The organism is Pseudorhodobacter sp. MZDSW-24AT (genome assembly GCF_002794355.1).
GTDB lineage: Bacteria > Pseudomonadota > Alphaproteobacteria > Rhodobacterales > Rhodobacteraceae > Pseudotabrizicola.
Genome location: NZ_PGOI01000002.1, coordinates 327,369 through 345,218, shown reverse-complemented (window position 1 = coordinate 345,218; position 17,850 = coordinate 327,369). Strand labels below are relative to the sequence as shown.

The window sequence follows — 17,850 nt, the reverse complement described above, 5'->3', positions numbered from 1 at the left end:
TGCGCCCGATTGGTCTGCCTGATGTGTCCCATGCGCTAGCGCCTGCAACTGCGCGCGGGGCCGGCGCCGGTTCCTGCGCCAAAGCCGACCAGATCGACCGAAAGGCCGAAATCCGTTGTGGGCTTCACACTAGTCGAGGACGTGAACCGACGCGAGAGAGAAAGATCGACCGCGACGCATTCGTTGCGGAACTGGACGCCAAGCCCGGCGCGGTTGGCGCGCTGTGCCTCGATGTCATAGCGGGCCTGTGCGCGCGCGGTCCAGACATCGGAAAGTTTGTAGCTGCCATCAAAGGCAAGCTCGGCGATGTCGGCGGGGCGGTCTTCCATCGGATCGGCGCTGAGAAACACATAAGAGCCCGCAAGCCCGTAGCGTTCGCCCGACAGATCCAGCCGGGTTTCCGATTTGGTGAGCTGAAATCCATTGTCGAGGAGGACGCGCTGGGTGAGGCCCATGCCCATCGGCAGCGCCAGTTGCGCGGCGGCCAGCCAGTCGGAGCGGCGGCCATCAAGGCCCGAGGCGGCAGAGAACTGGCCAAGGTCGTCGCGCCGCAACACGCGGCCCACGGCGGTGGAGAGCGTCCAGCCCGCAGGGTCGACCCGGGTGTAGGTCACGCCCAGATTGAGCCGCCCGCCGCGTTCGATGGCATCGGAGCCGGGGTAGCGGTTGATGGCAAAGAGATTGCCTTCGTCGAATTCTACGAGGATGGAATCCTCATTGGGCAAGCGTTCGGTGCCTTTTGGCGCCCAGACGAATTGCATCACGGGTTCGATCACATGGCCCGCGCCGCTGGCGCCGGACTTGGCCCAAGGCCAGCGCAATTCGACCGCCGCCCCGCCGTGCAGACGCGAGGGGCTGCCGCCAAAGCTTTCGTCCTGCCCGATCTTATAGGCATCGCCCGAGACTTCGGCCAAGGTGCTGGCGATCATGCCCAAGGGCAGTTCCCAGTTGCGCCGCCAGTCCAGCCGCAGGGAGGCGCGGGTGACATCGCGCCCCAAGGCGGGCAGCGGGCCGTCGATGCCATCGGGATCGGTCGGGTCGGTCGCGCTGCGGTAATGGCCATGGGTCTGGAAGCGCAATCCCGCCTCGCCGCCCAAGGGGCCGCCAGAGAAGCGGCGGTGATAGGTCATGTCGGTGATGACGGTGGGCAGGGTGGAATTCACCTCGCCCGCGCGGATCGAGCGGATGCCGATAAGGCGGCCCGAAATGTATTCGTTGCGGCGGGTCCGGCTGACCTCGACCCGGCTGGTGAGGCGGTCGGCGGCGGGCAGGCCGTAATCGAGCAGATAGGCGGGATCGCTGACAAGAATGCCGTCGAAACTGAGCTGGAAGCCGCGCGGCAGATCGAAATTGCCGGTGGCGGTGAGATAGTGGCGGGTTTCGCCGGGGCGCAGTTCATCGCGCGAAAGCGCGCCGTTCAGCTCGATCTCGCCGCTGGCGAAGGCTTGGCGATAGCGCAGTTCGACGGTGCGCCCGGATTTGGTGGAGAGATAGGGCGTGATGGTTAGGTCGCGGTGCGGCCCGAGGGTGAGGAAATAGGGCAGCTTCACCCCGGTGCCGAGGCCCGAGGTGGTGCGCACGCTGGGCATGAGCACGCCCGAGGTGCGCGCGAGCGTGGGATCGGGCATCCGCAGGCGCGGGAAGTAGAGGATGGGAAGGCCCGAGACGCGGAATTGCGCGTGGTCGAAATAGATCTGGCGTTCCTGTTGATCATGCACCACGCGGCGGGCGCGGATTTCCCACAAGGGGGGGGCGGTGTCACAGATGCGGCAGGAGGAGGCCACCGCATTGTCAAGCTGGGTGTAGCGTCCGCCGATGCGCTGGATCTGATTGGCGGCCATCTGCAATTCGCGGTTCAGCACCAGCCGCGCGCTGGTGAGCACGCCTTCGGTGAGATCGGCGGCGAGATCGGCCTGAGAGGCGACGAGGATCGCCTCGGCGCCATCGACCAAGGTAATCGGGCCTTCGATGGCCAGACGGTCGGCGCCACGGTCATAGGTGATGCGGGCGGCGCGCAAGGTGCGGCCTTGGTAAAACACCTCGACCCCGCCTTCGGCGATGAGTTTGCCTGCTGCATCGATGCGGACAGAATTGGCGACGAGCGCCGCCATGTCCTGCGCCTGCGCCGCCGGCGCGGGGCTGAGCGCGAGCAGGGCCAGCGTGGCAAGGGTGGCCAGAAGGTGGCGGCGGGGGCGGCGGGGCATCAGCCTTCCTCCAGATGCAAAAGGAGGCCAAGTGCCAGCAGGATCGCCGCGACCGGGGCGGCCCATGCCGAAAGCAGGATAGGGATTTGGCCATTGCTGCCAAGGACTTGCGCGAAGTTGCGCAAGAAGAAGATAAAGAAGCCGCCCAAGACGGCCATCAGCACCAGAACGCCGGTGCGCCCAAAGCGCGCGTGGCGCATGGTGAAGCCTGCGGCGATCAGCACCATGGCGGCAAAAAGCAGCGGTTGCGCCAGTTCCATCTGATACCAGACACGATGGGCGCGGGCGGAAAATCCGGCGCGCTCCAGCCCGGCGATATAGGCGGGCAGGCCCCAGAACGGCACCGCCGAGGGTTCGCCAAAGCTGTCGCGGATGCGCGCGGCGGTGAGGTTCGAGGACAGGGTGGCATCGGCGGGCAGGATCTGGGCCTCTCGTTCCGGGTTGGCCCCTGCCATGTCCCATCGTTTGGCCCCCGTCAATGCCCAAGCGCCGGGGATCAGGCGGGCGCTTTCCGCCTCGACCCGCTGGGCGGCGAGGCCATCGGCGCCGAAGAGGATGAAGGTGACGCCGAAGAGTTCGGTGCCATCGGCATTGGCGCGCAAGGCGCGGATGACGGTTTGCCCGTCTTCGGTGCCTTGCCGCAACCACAGGCCGGAGTCGGCGAGCGACAAAGTGCTGGAGGCGCCTTCGGCGGCGGCGGCCCAGAGCCGGTCATATTCCTTTTGGGTGGCGGCGACGAGCGGGTTGAACACCGCCACCGTGACCGCGCCGATGGCCAGCGCCATCAGCACGGGCGCCACCAGAAAGCGCAAGGCCGAGCGCCCGGCGGCGCGGATCACCACCAGCTCGGACGAGCGCGCGAGCGAGAGGAACAGGGTGATCGCGGCCAGAATGGTGATGAGCGGCAGGATGCGATAAAGGCTGGCGGGCGTGTTCATCGCTGCCAGATGCAGCGCGCCCCATGTGCCGATGCCTTGGCCGGAAAAGCGGCGCAACTGCTCGACCATGTCGATCAGCATCATGATCGCCCAAAAGGCGCCCAGCACCTGTGCATAGGCCCAGAGAAAGCGGCGCGCGATATAGGTGGAGAGGATCATGCCAGACCTCCGGCCGCGGCGCGCTGTTTCCGGCTGAGCCAGCGGGGCCGCTGTGACAGCCACAGAAGAAAACCGCCGATCAGGGTGCCGACCACGGGCGCGGCATAGACGGCGGGCCAAGCGTTTTCCGAGCGGATCGCCAGCCCGGTGCCTTGGGTGTTCACCAGTTGCACGACAATCAGCAGCCCCACCGCCACGGCGATCTGCCGCCACAGGCCAAAGCGGCTGAAGGCCCCGAGCAGCAGCGCGCCAAAGCCGATGAGGGCGGCGGCGACGGCGAGGAAGGGCTGGGCGATGCGGCTGTGCCCCTCTTGCAAAAGGCTGGCGCGCGGGATGCCCAGTTCCACCACCAGCGAGGGCGCGGCCCTCAGCAGTTCCAGCGTCGAGGCTTCGTCCACGCTGCGCGCGTCCGACCGGCCCGCGCCCAAGAGCCCCGCCAGATCATAGGTCACATCGGCGAAACGGGTGACGGAAAGGCGGCGGCTGGCCTGATCAAGCTGTTGGGTCATGCCATCGAACATCAGAAGCTTTGGCCCTTGGTCGCCGCGGGCCAGCAGCGCCCGGCGGGCGGTATAGGTGAGCGTGGTGCCTGCGGTGCGGTCATCCGACAGAAACACATCGCGCAGCTCGCCATTGGGCGCGATCTCGCGGATGTAAAGCGTCAGCCCTTCGGCCGGGTGCATGAACTGGCCATCGCGCAGGAAGCGGGCGGTGATGTTGTCGGCAATCTCGGCGCTGCGGTCGCTCAGCGCGGCGCGGCTGGCCGGCACCAGCACATGGGTGAGCATCGACATCATCAGCATCACGATCAGGCCGAACAGCAGCACGGGGCGCGCCAGCCGGAACGAGGAAAACCCGGTGGCCTGCATCACCACCAGTTCGGAATCATTCATCAGCCGGTTGGCGACATAGACGGCGGCGGCGAAGGTGGAGATCGGCAGCACAAGCCGGATGACGTTGGGCAGCGTCAGCAGCGAGAATTCGACAAAGACCAGCGCCGACTGGCCATCGCCGATCAGCTGATCGAACAGCCCCACGGCGCGGTTGACCCAATAGACGGACACCAGCAACAGCGAAAAGAATCCAAACAGCGCAAGAAGATGCGACAGCAGGTATCTGTCAAATCTCGGCACGGCTCTGTCTGCTCCCTCACACGGCTTGGCGCCAAACTAGGACAAATGCCAGAGGTTGGAAACTGGTATCTGGTCATTGCCGGGGGCGCGGGCTAGCCTTTGGGGCGATGTGGCGCAAAACCGCCGGACCCGGGGCCTTGTGGCACGGGGGCGGGGGCGCGCCAGACCCATCGTGCCAGACCCATGACGTGAGGACGAAGATGACCCAACCCGTAGCAATCGCCTTTCAGCAGACCGATGCCGAGGCCTTGGCCACCGCCGCAGGCCGTATTGCCCTGCTGGCCGAGCCCGGCGTGGCCTTGTCGCCCTTGGCGCGCAAGCTCGACCGGCTGACACGCGGTGCGGTGGCGCGGGCCGTGGGGTCCGAGGCCTTTGCGGCGCTGAAATCCGGCGAGGCGCTGGAGCTTGCCTTCCCGGCGGGGCTGGCCGCCGAGTCGGTGCAGATCCTGCGCCTGCCGCGCAAGGCGCCGCTGGATCAGGCGCGCAAGGCCGGGGCCAGTGTCGGGCGCAGCCTGTCGGGCAAAGGCACGCTGGTGCTGGCCGAGGCGCATCCGATGGCGGCCGAGATCGCCTTTGGTCTGGCGCTGCGCGCCTATGATTTCACCCCGCACAAGACCACCGCCGTCAAGACCCCGGGGCCGGTGACGGTGATGGTGGCGGCCCCCGAACAGGTGGCGGCCGCGGCGCGTGCCGGGGCTGCGGTGGCCGAAGGCGTGTTTTTCACCCGGGATCTGGTGAATGAGCCCGCCAATGTGCTGACCACCGATGATTTCGCCGCCCGTCTGGCCGCCATGCAGGAATTGGGGCTGGAGGTCGAGATTCTGGAAGAAGAGGACCTGCGCAAGCTGGGCATGGGCGCGCTTCTGGGCGTGGGCATGGGGTCGGAAAGCCCGTCGAAAGTGGTGGTGATGCAATGGAAGGGCGGCGCCGAAGGCGAGGCGCCGTTCGCGCTGGTGGGCAAGGGCGTGGTCTTCGACACCGGCGGCATTTCGATCAAGCCTGCGGCCGGCATGGAAGACATGACGATGGACATGGGCGGCGCCGGGGTGGTGGCGGGCGTCATGCGGACGCTGGCCTTGCGCGGCGCCCGGGCCAATGTGGTGGGGCTGGTCGGTCTGGTCGAGAACATGCCCGACGGGCGGGCGCAGCGTCCGGGCGATGTGGTGACATCGATGAAGGGCGACACGATCGAGGTGATCAACACCGATGCCGAAGGGCGTTTGGTGCTGGCCGATGTGCTGTGGTATGCGCAAGAGCGGTTCCAGCCTTCGGGGATGATCAACCTGGCCACCTTGACGGGGGCGATCATCATCGCGCTGGGGCATGAGAATGCGGGCGTGTTCTCGAATGACGATGCGCTGTGCGAGGCTTTCTTGCAGGCCGCGCGCGCCGAAGGCGAAGGCGCATGGCGGATGCCGATGGGCGAGGCCTATGATGCCAAGCTGAAATCGCGCATTGCCGACATGATGAACGTGGGCGGCCGCGACGGTGGCGCCATCACCGCGGCGCAGTTCCTGCAACGCTTCGTCAAACCGGGGATGCCGTGGTGCCATCTGGACATCGCGGGCACCGCGCTGGTGAAGGCGGAAACCGCGCTTGCCCCCAAAGGCGCCACCGGTTGGGGCGTGATGGCACTGGACCGGCTGATCCGCGACCGCTTCGAGGCGAAATAGCCCCGATGGGCAGCGTGATGTTCTACCATCTGACGCGCTCGAGTGCAGAACAGACCGCGCGGGTGCTGATCACCCGCGCGCTTGCGCAAGGCTGGCCCTTGATGCTGCGTGGCACCGATCCGGCCGAGCTGAATCGGCTGGACGCGCGGCTGTGGACGGTGCCCGAAACGGGATTCGTGCCGCATGGGATGGAAGGGGGGCCCCATGATGCGCGCCAGCCGCTGCTGCTGGGGACCGGGGCCGCCGTCAATGGCGCGCAAGGCCTGCTGCTGATCGACGGCGCCGAAACCACGGCCGAGGAGGCCCGCCGTCTGGAACGGGTCTGGATCCTGTTCGACGGCGACAACCCCGCGCGTCTGGCCCATGCCCGCCAGCAATGGAAAGACCTGACCGCCGCCGGATTGCCCGCGCAATACTGGTCAGAGGAGACGGGCAGATGGGCCAAGAAGGCGGAGAAGCCGCCGTCCTGAAAGGCCGCGCCCTTGGGCCAATGTCGGCCGCTCCGCGGGGAGTATTTCAGAAAGGTGCAATGGCATGGGAAAGCGCCTTGATTTGCACCTTTTCCAAATACTCCCCGCGGAGCGCTCCCGCCTTGTCGACCCGCGCGCCTTTGGGGCGCTCAGCGCCGCAGGATCATCTCGCCTCCCGTGATCTGGAGGTCATAGCGGCCGAGATAGGACATGCCCAAGAGCGATGTGTCCATCTCGCCCTCGTTGACCACCGCCGTCAGGCGGGCGTCGTGGTGAGGGCCGAGGCGCACATCGTTCAGGGTCACGCGCGCGGTGCGCACGGTGCCATTGGCGGTGCGCGCCTCGCCAATGAAGGCAAGCCGCGCCAGATCGATGCCAAGACGTGTCGCATCGCTGCGGCTGAGCACCACCTGACTGGCGCCGGTGTCCACCATGAACGGCACAGGCGTGCCGTCGATGGTCAGGGTCAGGTAGTAATGCCCGTCCGGGGCGCGGGGCAGGCGGATCTCTTCTCCGGCGACAACGCTTTGGCGGGGCAAGGGATCGGGGCGCAGATCCTGCCAGAGCCCGTAGCCTGCCATCAGCCCGATCACGATCAACCCCCAGGCGGCGGCGGTGCGCAGGGCCTGCCCCATGCGGCCGCGGAACTCCACCACCAGATAGCCGCCAAGCGCCACGAGGAGCAGGCCCAGATAGGCCAGACGTGCAAGGGTATCGCCATCCATGCGCGACAGGGTCCTTTCCTTTTGGGGTCAGATATGGGGGATGCGCGTCAGATCAAGCCGGTCTGGCGGACACCGTCGATCACGAATTGCACGGACAGGGCGGCAAGAAGCATGCCCAGAAGCCGGGTGATCACGATGGTGCCGGTGCGGCCCAGCATCCGCTCCAAGGGCGGCGAGGCCAGCAGGAAGAAGAAGGTCACCAGGATCATCCCCCAGGTCAGGCCGAGCACGGCGAAAGTGGCGGCCCAGTCGCCGCCGCCTTGGCCGATCAGCAGGATGATCGAGGCAATCGCGCCCGGCCCGGCGATCAGCGGGGTCGCCAGCGGAAACACCGAAGGATCATGGTCGTCATCCGGGGTCTGGCCTTCGCGGCGCTGTGTGCGGCGTTCGAACAGCATGTCGAGCGCGGTGAGAAACAGCAAGATGCCGCCCGCGATGCGGAAGGCGGACATCGAAATCCCGATGAAGCCAAGGATCGCCTCGCCCGCGAGGCCGAACATCGTGAGCAGCACCGCCGCGATCAGGCAGGCGCGTTGCGCCATGGCCCGGCGTTGGGCAGCGGTCATCCCGCGGGTGAGTGCGATGAACAGCGGCACCAGACCCGGTGGGTCGATCACCACGAACATCGTGGCAAAGGCGGTGATGAGAAAGGCGGTTTCCATCGCCTCACCCTAAGGGCCTTCCCCCCCGTGGCGAAAGGGGGGATCTGATTTTTCGCAGAAAAATCGTGCACCGATCAGGCGGCGGCTTCCAGCTTTTCCTGTGCGCTCAGCCACATCGCCTCGGCGCGGTCGAGCGCTTCCATCACTTCGGCGTATTTCTTGTTCCAGGTTTCCAGCTCGCCGATGCGGGCGGCCTCATAAAGCTCTGGATCGGCCAGTTTTTTCGCCAGCTTGTCGCGCATGTCGTTGAGTTTCGACAGACGCTCTTCGCATTTGCGCACCTCGGCCTTGAGGGCGAGCAGTTCATCCCGGCTGGCTTTCTTGGGCTTTTCCACCGCCTTGGGCGCGGGCTTTTCCACCTCGTCCCCGGCGAGGAGCATGCGGCGATAGGCCTCGAGGTCTTCGGTATAGGGCGTGACGGCCCCGCCCTTGACCAGCCAGAGCCGGTCGGCCACGAGGCTGAGAAGGTGCATGTCATGGCTGACGAGGATCACGGCGCCGGAATATTCGGTCAGCGCCTCGACCAGCGCTTCGCGCGATTCGATATCAAGGTGGTTGGTGGGTTCGTCGAGGATCAGAAGATGCGGCGCGTCGATGGTGGCAAGGAGCAGCGAGAGCCGCGCCTTTTGCCCGCCCGACAGGCGCCCCACCACGGTTTCGGCCTGATCGGCGCCAAGGCCAAAGCCCGCGAGCCGCGCGCGCAGGCGGGGCTGGCCTTCGGCCGGGCGCAGGCGTTGCAGGTGTTGCAGCGGCGTTTCGTCGATGTAGAGTTCATCCACCTGATGCTGGGCGAAATAACCGATGCGCAGCTTGGACGATCGGGTGATGCGCCCCGCCATCGTTTCCAGCTTTCCGGCCAGCAGTTTCGACAGGGTCGATTTGCCTTCGCCATTGCGGCCCAGAAGGGCGATGCGGTCATCCTGATCGATGCGCAAGCTGAGGTTTTTCAGGATCGCGGGGCCGCCATAGCCCACCGCCGCCGTTTCCATGTTGATGATGGGGGGCGAGAGTTCCTCGGGTGCGGGGAAGGTGAAGACCACTTTCTTCGCATCTTCCGGCGCGGTGATGGTTTCCATCTTTTCCAGCATCTTCACGCGGGATTGCGCCTGCACAGCTTTGGAGGCCTTGGCCTTGAAGCGGTCGACGAAGCTTTGCAGGTGGGCGCGGCGGGCTTCTTGCTTTTTCGCCTCGGCCTGAAGCACGGCGCGGCGTTCGGCCACCTGACGCGCGAATTGGTCGTAAGGGCCGGACCAGTAGGTGAGTTTCTTCTGATCCAGATGCAGGATGCCGGTCACCGCGCGGTTCAAGAGCCCGCGATCGTGGCTGATGATCAGCACGGTGTGCGGATATTTGACCAGATAGCTTTCGAGCCAGAGCGCGCCTTCGAGATCGAGATAGTTGGTCGGTTCGTCGAGCAGCAGGTAATCGGGCTGCGCAAACAGCACGCCCGCGAGCGCCACCCGCATCCGCCAGCCGCCCGAGAAATCCGAACAGGGGCGCTTTTGCGCCTCGGCGTCAAAGCCAAGGCCCTTGAGGATGGCGCTGGCGCGGCCTTCGGCGGACCATGCGTCGATGTCGGAGAGGCGCGCCTGAATCTCGGCGATGCGGTTGGGGTCTTTCGCGGTTTCCGACTCGCGCAGGAGCGCGTTGCGTTCGGTATCGGCTTCGAGCACGGTGTCGAGCAGCGAGGTCGAAGATGAGGGCACCTCTTGCGCGACGCCGCCGATGCGGGCGCGGGCGGGCAGGCTGATGGTGCCGCCTTCCAGCGCAAGCTCGCCCCGGATCAGCCGGAACAAGGTGGTCTTGCCCGCGCCGTTGCGCCCGACAAGGCCAACCTTATGGCCGGTGGGAATGGTGGCCGAGGCCCCTTCAAAGAGGGGGCGGCCTTCGACGTTATAGGTGATGTCTTCGATGCGTAACATGCGGCGTGGCTTGCCTGAGCCACGCCGCAAGGTCAAGCGTTCGCATGGGGAGCGGCGTCAGAGAGTGACGCGGCGCTTGCTCCAGACATAGAAGGTGAGGGCCGCCATTGCCGCCGCTGCGGCGGCGGCGGTGCCCGCCACCAAAACATTGCTTTGCGCATTGGTCACGATGATGCCGATCAGCGCCCAGACCACGGTGGCCCCGTAGACCGGCATGTAAGGGCGGAGCCATTGCACGAGGCTCGCCACCGCCAGCACCACGCAGATCATCACCAGCGCCGATTGCGTATCGGTGAGCACCCCATAGCCCGCAAGCAGGATGCCGATGGAGACCGAGCTTGCCGCGCTGAGCCAGCCCGCATAGATGGCCAAGGGGGCCGACAGCAGCCAGCGATCATAAAATTCGTCGGCGTGGAAATAGGCGGCAAGCGCGGTGGCGGCCATCACGAGGATGACGACGGTGGCGATCACCGGATAGCTGGAGGCGATGGCAAGCCAGAGGCTGCCCAGCAAGAGCGAGACCAGCAGCGGCAGGCGCACGGCATCGAAATCGGGGCTATGCGCCCGTTTCCAGAAGCCATAGGCGGCGTGGATCAGCAGCCAGATGTAGATGACCGACCAGATTGAAAAGGCATAGCCCGCAGGTTGCACGGCGGGGTTTTCGATCGGCACCGGGAACAGGCTGGGATCGAAGCCGCTGAAGGACGGGGTGAAAAAGGGCGCCAGCACGAAGGCCAGCGTGGCGAGGATCAGAAAAATGGCGCGGAGGGTCATGATATGCCTTGGATAAGTGTCAAAAGACAAACGCCGCCCGCGCCCTTTGGTTTCACGCAAGCTGGCCATCGGCGGTGATTTTCGTGCGCCCGCCCAAATAGGGGTGTAGCACGGCGGGAAGCAGGACCGAGCCATCGGCCTGCTGGCCGTTTTCCAGCACGGCGATCAGGCAGCGCCCGACAGCAAGGCCAGAGCCGTTGAGCGTGGCAACGAACTCGGGCTTGCCGCCGCCAGTCTCTGTCTTTGCGGCGCGGTAGCGCGCATTCATGCGGCGGGCCTGAAATTGGCCGCAGGTGGAGACAGAGGAAATCTCGCGGTAGGTGTTCTGGCCGGGGAGCCACGCCTCGAGGTCATAGGTGCGCTGCGCGCCAAAGCCCATGTCGCCGGTGCAAAGGGTGACGGTGCGATAGGGGATTTCCAGCTTTTCAAGGATCGCCTGCGCGCAGTCGCGCATGCGGTCTTGCTCGGCCAGATGGGTGTCGGGCGTGCAGATGGTGACCATTTCCACCTTCTCGAACTGGTGCTGGCGCAGCATGCCAGAAGTGTCTTTGCCTGCCGACCCTGCTTCGGAGCGGAAGCATTGGGTGTGGGCGGTCATGCGGATGGGCAGGACGGCTTCGTCCAGAATGTCGCCCGCGACCGAGTTTGTCAGCGTGACTTCAGAGGTGGGGATCAGCCACCAGCCATTGGTGGTTTGATAGCTGTCTTCGGCGAATTTGGGCAGCTGGTTGGTGCCATACATCGCGTCATCCTTGACCAGCACGGGCGTCCACATCTCGGTCAGGCCATGCTCTTCGATATGGGTGTCGAGCATGAATTGCGCGAGCGCGCGGTGAACGCGGATCACCGCGCCCTTGAGCACGACAAAGCGGCTGCCCGAGAGTTTGGCGGCGGTCTCAAAGTCCATCCCGGGTTTGACGGCTGGGATCTCGAAATGTTCGCGCGGGGGGAAGTCAAAGGCGCGCGGGGTGCCCCAGCGGTGGATTTCGACATTCTCCGCCTCATCCTTGCCATCGGGAACTTCTGGCAGGGGCAGGTTGGGGATGCCCATCAGAAGATCGCGCAAGGCCACGTCCTGCGCATCGGCTTCGGCCGTCAGTCGGGCGATATCGGCCTTGCTCTGCGCGACCAAAGCGCGCAGGCGTTCGAACTCGGCCTCATCGCCGCGGGCCTTGGCGGCGCCCACCTCTTTGGACGCGCGGTTCTGTTCGGCCTGCGCGGTTTCAGCGGCCACGATCTTGGCGCGGCGGTCGGCATCAAGGGCCAGAATCTGCGGCGACAGCGCGGAAAGACCCCGGCGAGACAGCGCCGCATCAAAAGCGGCAGGATTTTCGCGGATGGCTTTGATGTCGTGCATGATGGCCTCTTGATGTCTGTGCCGGGCTTATGCCCCAAATGCGGGCGCGGGAAAAGGTGGTGCGAAAACGTGACCAAAAGCCCTACCATTTCGCAGCCGCGCCGCATATATGGCCAGCCAAGGGCCGCAAAAGCGCCCGTTGGGCCCGAAACGGGCCCGTCTTGCAGCCGTGGCCCCCCGCAGATAGGGTGCGCGGCGATGAAATCCGGGGGTTTTCCCCGCCCGACAGTGATGAGGATGCCGAATGTTCGCAACCCCCGCCTATGCTCAAGCCGCCGGTGGCGGCGCCGCTGCTGCCTTTACCAGCTTTGTGCCGCTGATCCTGATTTTCGCGATCATGTATTTCCTGCTGATCCGTCCGCAGCAGAAAAAACTCAAAGAGCATAAGGCGCTGGTCGAGGCGCTGCGCCGGGGGGATCAGGTGCTGACCCAAGGCGGCATCGTCGGCAAAGTGACGCATGTGAATGATGATGGCACCATTCTGGTGGAAATCGCCGAGGGCGTGAAGGTCAAGATCGTGAAGGCCACCATCGTTTCGGTGATGAACAAGACCGAACCGGCCGCCGCCTGAAGGGACTGACGCGATGAACGCCATGCCGCTGTGGAAGCGTGTGATCATCCTTGCCATCTGTGCATGGGGAATTGTCGCGGCTGCTCCGAACCTGAACTACACCAATATCGAACGTCACAATGACGCCCGCGCCGCGGTTGAGGCGGCGGGCGGCATTGCGACGCCGGAACAACAGGCCGATCTGGACCTGTGGCCGAACTGGCTGCCGTCCAATCTGGTGAATCTGGGTCTGGATTTGCGCGGGGGCGCGCATCTTCTGGCCGAGGTGAAGGTGGAAGACGTCTACAAGGCGCGGATGGATGCGCTGTGGCCGGAAGTCCGCGATGCCTTGCGCGATCAGCGCGAGGCGGTGGGCAATGTGCGCCGCCTGCCCAGCCCCGATGGCACCTTGCGGGTGGCCATTACGGAAGCGGGCGGCATGGCGGCGGCGCTGCAATCGGTGCGGGCGCTGGCCACCCCGGTCGTCAGTCTGACGGGCGTCGGCCAGAACGACATCGACGTGACCGCTGACGGGCTGGAAATCGTGATCGAGCTGTCGCAGGCCGAACGCGCCGCCACCGATGACCGCACCATCCAGCAAAGCCTTGAAATCGTGCGCCGCCGGGTGGACGAAGTGGGCACGCGCGAGCCGACGATTCAGCGGCAGGGCGCGGACCGCATCTTGATTCAGGTGCCCGGCATCGGCTCTGCTGCCGAGTTGAAGGCGCTGATCGGCACCACCGCAAAGCTGACCTTCCATCCGGTGATCGGGCGCAGCACCGATGCGGGCGCAAGCCCCGGCGCGCGCAACCTGCTGCTGCCGTCGATGGATGAGCCGGGGGTGTTCTACATCGTCGAGGAAACCCCGGTGGTGACCGGGGAAGAGCTGGTCGATGCCCAGCCTGCCTTTGATCAGAACAACCGTCCGGCAGTGAACTTCCGCTTCAACCCGCAAGGCGCGCGCAAGTTTGGCGATTACACCGCCGCCAACATCGGTGCCCCCTTTGCCATCGTGCTGGATTCCGAGGTGATTTCCGCCCCGGTGATCCAAAGCCATATTCCGGGCGGGTCGGGGATCATCACCGGGTCCTTCTCGGTGGAAGACAGCACCGAGCTTGCGGTGCTGTTGCGCGCGGGCGCGTTGCCGGCGGAGCTGACCTTTCTGGAAGAGCGCACGATTGGCCCGGAACTGGGGCAGGACAGCATCGATGCGGGCCAGACCGCGGCGGTGATCGCCATGGCGGCGGTGCTGGTGCTGATGATCGCAAGCTACGGGCTGTTTGGCGTCTTTGCCACCGTGGCGCTGGGGATCAACGTGGCGCTGCTGTTTGGCGCGCTCTCCACCATCGGCGGCACGCTGACCTTGCCGGGCATCGCCGGGATCGTGCTGACCATCGGCATGGCGGTGGATGCCAATGTGCTGGTGTTTGAACGCATCCGCGAGGAATTGCGCAATGCCAAGGTGCCGGGCCGGGCGATCCAGCTTGGCTATGAAAAGGCGCTGTCGGCGATTGTGGATGCCAATATCACCACCTTCATCACCGCCACCGTGCTGTTCGCCGTGGGCTCTGGCCCGGTGCGCGGCTTTGCGATCACGCTGGGGATCGGCATTCTGACCTCGGTCTTCACTGCCCTCTTCGTGACGCGGGTGCTGGTGGAACTCTGGATCGGCTGGCGCCGGCCCAAGACCATTGTCGTGTAAGGGAGACACCCATGGCTTTTCGTCTGCGGCTTGCGCCTGAGCACACCAATATCAACTTCTTTGCCTATCAATGGCCGATGCTGATCGGGTCCTGCATCATGATGCTGGCCTCGATCGCGCTTTGGGCGGTGATGGGGCTGAACTTCGGGATCGATTTTCAAGGCGGCACCACCATCCGCACCGAAAGCAACCAGCCGGTGGATGTGGCGGCCTATCGTCAGGCGCTGACCGGGCTGGAACTGGGCGATGTGGCGATCACCGAAGTGTTCGACCCCACTTTCGCGGAGGATCAATTCGTGGCGCAGGTGCGCATCGCGGCACAAGATGGTGCGGAAGCGGTGACGCCGGAAACCATCGCGCAGGTGGAGGCGGCGCTGCAAGGCGTGGACCCGTCGATCACCTTTCCTTCGGTGGAATCGGTGGGGCCCAAGGTCTCGGGCGAGCTGATCTGGAGCGCGGTCTTGGCGGTGCTGGGCGCTTCGGGGGCGATCCTCGTTTACATCTGGCTGCGCTTTGAGTGGCAATATGCGGTTGGGGCCGTCGCAGCGCTGGTGCATGACATCATCCTCACCATTGGGGTGTTTGCGCTGTTCCAGATCAAGTTCGATCTGGCCATCGTGGCGGCGCTGCTGACGATTCTGGGCTATTCGATCAACGACACCGTGGTGATCTTTGACCGCCTGCGCGAGAACCTGATCAAATACAAGACGATGCCCTTGCGCGATGTGATGAACCTGTCGGCCAATGAAACGCTGAGCCGCACCTTGATGACCACGGGCACCACGCTGATCGCGCTGATCGCCATGCTGATCTTTGGCGGCGACGTGATCCGCGGCTTCGTCTTTGCCATCACCTTCGGCATCGTGATCGGCACCTATTCCTCGGTCTATATGGCCAAGAATCTGGTGCTGATGATCGGGCTTGACCGCACGGAAAAGCCAAAGACCGGCACGCCCGACGATTTCGCCAATATCGACGCGTGATGCCATGCGCCTGACGGAAATCAGCTATGGCACCGCAAAGCCGATCGATGGCTATGGCCCCGGCTTTTTCCGGGTGGGCGGGCATGTTCTGCGGGGCGCCTGCCTGATCACGCCTTGGGATGCCGGGCTGTGGGGCGGGTTTGACGACACGGAAACCCCGCTCTCGCTGGCCGGGCGGATTGACGTGCTGTTCGTGGGCACCGGGGCCGAGATCGCGCATCCACCCGCGGCCTTTCGTGCCGCGATGGAAGCGGCGGGCATCGGGGTCGAGGTGATGAATTCCCCCGCCGCCTGCCGCACTTATAATGTGCTGTTGTCCGAAGGCCGCCGCATCGCCACTGCGCTGTTGCCGGTTGCCGCTGTCAAAGGCTGACCAAAGGGCCTAGGCGCCCTTTGCCATTGCACCTTTCTTAAATACTCCCGCCGGAGGCGCCGCCGGTTCCGCCCGCGCTGTCGGTGACGCGCGTGAGCACCGGTTCCATCTGCGCCAATTGCGCGTCGGTCAGGTGACATTTGATCTGATGCCCCCCCGCGAGGACCTTTACGGGCGGCATCTGGGTTTCGCATTTGGCGTCGGGGACCAGCCGCTTCCAGCGGCAGCGCGTCTGGAAAGGGCAGCCGGGTGGCGGATTCATCGCGGAGGGAATGTCGCCTTCCAGCACGATGCGGCGCTTTTTCACGCGGGTGTCGGCGATGGGCACGGCCGACAGCAGCGCCTCGGTATAGGGGTGATAGGGCGGAGCGAAGACCTGATCGGTGGTGCCCAGTTCCACGACATGGCCCAGATACATCACCATCACCCGGTCGCTGAGATAGCGCACGATGCTGAGGTCATGGCTGATGAACAAAAGCGTGGTGTGGTTTTCGCGCTGAATGTCCATCAGAAGATCAGTCACCGCCGCCTGCACCGAGACGTCGAGGGCCGAGACCGGTTCATCGGCCACCACCACCTTGGCGCCGCCCGCAAAGGCGCGGGCGATGCCGACGCGCTGTTTCTGCCCGCCCGAAAGCTGGCGCGGCATGCGTTCGGCAAAGGCGCGCGGCAGTTTCACCATGTCGAGCAGGTGGAGCATCATCTCTTCGCGCTCGGCATCGGAATTGCCTTTCTGGAAAATCTCCAGCGCGCGGATGATCTGACGGCCCACGGTCATCGAGGGGTTCAGGGTGTCGAAGGGGTTTTGGAACACCATTTGCAGTTTGGAGACCGTATCGGTGTTGCGGGCCTGAATCGGCGTGTCCTGCACGTTTTCGTCAAACAGCATGATCGAGCCGCTGGTGGCGGTTTCCAGCCCCATCAGCACCTTGGCGAAGGTGGACTTGCCGCAGCCGGATTCGCCCACGATGGCCAGCGTTTCGTTTTCATGCGCTTCAAAGGAGAGGGATTCGTTGGCCTTGACCACCTTTTCCGCCCCACCGCCAAAGGCGCCGGAGGAGACTTCGTAATATTTCTTGAGATCCTCCATCTTGAGGACCAGCCGCCCGGGTGGCCGTTTTTCGGTGACGCGCCCGATCTTGGGCGGGGCGTTCCAGTCGATTTCGGGCCAGCGCAGGCAGCGGGTGGCGTGGCGGTCATGGCCGGGGACCGCTTCCATCGGCACCTCGGTGGCATTGCAGAACCCGTCGCGGAAGTAATCGCAGCGCGGACCAAAGTTGCAGCCGGGGGGGCGCTCATGCGGCAAGGGGAAGTTGCCGGGAATGGCGATCAGGGGGCTTGCGTTCTTGTCGGCACCGGGCAGCGGGATCGAGCGGAACAGCGCCTGCGTATAGGGGTGGCGCATCTGGTCGAAGACCTCGTGCACGGTGCCGGTTTCCACCGCCTCGCCGGAATACATCACGCAGAGCCGGTCGCAGACATCAAGGATGAGGCCGAGGTTGTGCGAGATGAACAGCATCGAGGTGCCGTATTTCTCGCCCAGTTCTTTCACCAGATCGACGATGCCTGCCTCGACGGTGACATCGAGCGCGGTGGTGGGCTCATCCAGGATCAAGAGCGCCGGCTTGGCCATCAGCGCCATGGCGATCACGATGCGCTGCTGCTGGCCCCCCGAGAGCTGATGCGGATAGGCGCGCAGGATGCGGTCGGGATCGGGGAGGCGGACATCGGCGACGATCTCGCGCGCGCGTTTGAGCGCCTCGGCCCGCGCCATGCCCTGATGCAGCATCGGCACTTCGGCGAGCTGGTCGCCGATGCGCATGGCCGGGTTCAGCGAGGCCATGGGTTCTTGATAGATCATCGCGATTTCCGAGCCGCGGATGTGGCGCAGCTCTTCCTCGGTCAGGGTGGTGAGATCGCGGCCCTTGAAGCGGATGTGGCCGCCGGTGATGCGGCCCGTGCGGCCCAGATCGCGCATCACCGCCAGCGCCACCGTGGATTTGCCGCAGCCGGATTCGCCCACCAGCCCCATCGCCTCGCCCGGCATCACGCTGCAGGAAAAATCCATCACCGCCGGGATTTCGCGGGTGCGGGTGAAGAAGGAGATCGAGAGGTTCTCGATCTCGAGGATGGGTTTGGACGGGTCCCAGTCGGTCATGGCGCGGTTCCTTTGGGAAAGGTCGGGACCGGGGGTTTCACACCCCCGGACCCCCGTGGGATATTTA

At 65.0% G+C, this 17,850-nt stretch carries 15 protein-coding genes; 6 read left to right on the top strand and 9 right to left on the bottom strand.

Going from position 1 to position 17,850, the window contains the following annotated elements; translation table 11 throughout:
* Nucleotides 1-35: 35 nt before the first annotated feature.
* From CUR21_RS03250 to lptF, 3 genes are read right to left on the bottom strand one after another with little or no spacing between them, the layout of a single operon-like run.
* Nucleotides 36-2,204 (bottom strand): LPS-assembly protein LptD, encoded by a 2,169-nt coding sequence (locus CUR21_RS03250; RefSeq protein WP_100195570.1) that lies wholly within the window; start codon nt 2,202-2,204, stop codon nt 36-38.
* Complete coding sequence (gene lptG / locus CUR21_RS03245) at nt 2,204-3,301, bottom strand: LPS export ABC transporter permease LptG (protein ID WP_100195569.1); 1,098 nt, start codon at nt 3,299-3,301, stop codon at nt 2,204-2,206. Before lptG ends, CUR21_RS03250 begins: the two co-directional genes overlap by 1 nt.
* On the bottom strand, nt 3,298-4,434 hold the full coding sequence (gene lptF, locus CUR21_RS03240; protein WP_100195568.1) for an LPS export ABC transporter permease LptF: 1,137 nt from the start codon (nt 4,432-4,434) through the stop codon (nt 3,298-3,300). The genes lptG and lptF overlap by 4 nt, the downstream gene beginning before the upstream one ends.
* Before the next feature lie 200 nt (nt 4,435-4,634).
* Between lptF and CUR21_RS03235 the strand changes: the two genes are divergently transcribed.
* Nucleotides 4,635-6,107, top strand: coding sequence for a leucyl aminopeptidase (locus CUR21_RS03235; RefSeq protein WP_100195567.1), 1,473 nt, complete (start codon nt 4,635-4,637; stop codon nt 6,105-6,107).
* 5 nt (nt 6,108-6,112) lie between these two features.
* Nucleotides 6,113-6,577, top strand: coding sequence for a DNA polymerase III subunit chi (locus CUR21_RS03230; RefSeq protein ID WP_100195566.1), 465 nt, complete (start codon nt 6,113-6,115; stop codon nt 6,575-6,577).
* Nucleotides 6,578-6,726: 149 nt separating this feature from the next.
* Here CUR21_RS03230 and CUR21_RS03225 read toward each other — a convergent pair whose 3' ends face one another.
* The 5 genes from CUR21_RS03225 to serS all read right to left on the bottom strand — a co-directional run bounded on the left by CUR21_RS03225 (nt 6,727) and on the right by serS (nt 12,017).
* Nucleotides 6,727-7,302 (bottom strand): TIGR02281 family clan AA aspartic protease, encoded by a 576-nt coding sequence (locus CUR21_RS03225; protein ID WP_100195565.1) that lies wholly within the window; start codon nt 7,300-7,302, stop codon nt 6,727-6,729.
* A gap of 47 nt (nt 7,303-7,349) precedes the next feature.
* A complete protein-coding gene (locus tag CUR21_RS03220) occupies nt 7,350-7,964 on the bottom strand; it encodes a MarC family protein (RefSeq protein WP_100195564.1) in 615 nt (204 codons plus the stop codon).
* Nucleotides 7,965-8,038: 74 nt separating this feature from the next.
* The gene (locus tag CUR21_RS03215; RefSeq protein WP_100195563.1) at nt 8,039-9,886 is read right to left on the bottom strand and encodes an ABC-F family ATP-binding cassette domain-containing protein; all 1,848 of its coding nucleotides are present in this window, start codon (nt 9,884-9,886) and stop codon (nt 8,039-8,041) included.
* A gap of 57 nt (nt 9,887-9,943) precedes the next feature.
* Nucleotides 9,944-10,660: a tryptophan-rich sensory protein gene (locus CUR21_RS03210; protein ID WP_198431602.1), complete on the bottom strand. Its 717-nt coding sequence runs from the start codon at nt 10,658-10,660 to the stop codon at nt 9,944-9,946.
* Nucleotides 10,661-10,712: 52 nt separating this feature from the next.
* The gene (gene serS, locus CUR21_RS03205) at nt 10,713-12,017 is read right to left on the bottom strand and encodes a serine--tRNA ligase (RefSeq protein ID WP_100195562.1); all 1,305 of its coding nucleotides are present in this window, start codon (nt 12,015-12,017) and stop codon (nt 10,713-10,715) included.
* Between the two features lie 244 nt (nt 12,018-12,261).
* Here serS and yajC point away from each other — a divergent pair, with 244 nt between their 5' ends.
* The 4 genes from yajC to CUR21_RS03185 are packed head-to-tail and all read left to right on the top strand — an operon-like array spanning nt 12,262 to nt 15,625.
* A complete protein-coding gene (gene yajC, locus CUR21_RS03200) occupies nt 12,262-12,588 on the top strand; it encodes a preprotein translocase subunit YajC (protein WP_100195561.1) in 327 nt (108 codons plus the stop codon).
* Nucleotides 12,589-12,601: 13 nt separating this feature from the next.
* A complete protein-coding gene (secD, locus tag CUR21_RS03195; protein WP_100195560.1) occupies nt 12,602-14,269 on the top strand; it encodes a protein translocase subunit SecD in 1,668 nt (555 codons plus the stop codon).
* Nucleotides 14,270-14,280: 11 nt separating this feature from the next.
* Entirely contained in the window at nt 14,281-15,252 is a 972-nt protein-coding gene (secF, locus tag CUR21_RS03190; RefSeq protein WP_100195559.1) for a protein translocase subunit SecF, read from the top strand.
* Between the two features lie 4 nt (nt 15,253-15,256).
* A complete protein-coding gene (locus tag CUR21_RS03185) occupies nt 15,257-15,625 on the top strand; it encodes an Mth938-like domain-containing protein (protein ID WP_100195558.1) in 369 nt (122 codons plus the stop codon).
* Between the two features lie 37 nt (nt 15,626-15,662).
* Here CUR21_RS03185 and CUR21_RS03180 read toward each other — a convergent pair whose 3' ends face one another.
* Nucleotides 15,663-17,783 (bottom strand): ABC transporter ATP-binding protein, encoded by a 2,121-nt coding sequence (locus CUR21_RS03180; protein WP_100195557.1) that lies wholly within the window; start codon nt 17,781-17,783, stop codon nt 15,663-15,665.
* Nucleotides 17,784-17,850 lie beyond the last annotated feature (67 nt).